The following is a 347-nucleotide window of genomic DNA, read 5'->3' on the forward strand; positions in this document are numbered from 1 at the left end:
AACGTTCTCGCGCTACAAGCAGTTTGGGACTAAATTAAGCCTATTCTTCGGATTTGCCAAATCATCCAAATACAAATCCAACTTCAAATTAAGCCTAATACCCAAATTGCTTGTAGCGTGTGTTGGGGAGCGGTTGTTTTGTCGAAATTGCGAATATCCACAAAGTTATACCACTTTTGCTTTTCAAGTTTCTACTTTTCACGCTTCCGCTTTTCAGATTTCAGTTGATAAATTTCAAGTTCCAACTTTCAAGTTTCTGCTTTTCAGGTTTCAACTTTTCAAGTTTCTACTGATAAATTCCAACTTTCACGCTTCTGCTTTTCAGGTTTCAACTTTTCAAGTTTCAA

Origin of the sequence: Flavobacterium restrictum (assembly GCF_007097245.1) — a bacterium.
In the GTDB taxonomy this organism is placed as follows: Bacteria; Bacteroidota; Bacteroidia; order Flavobacteriales; family Flavobacteriaceae; genus Flavobacterium; species Flavobacterium restrictum.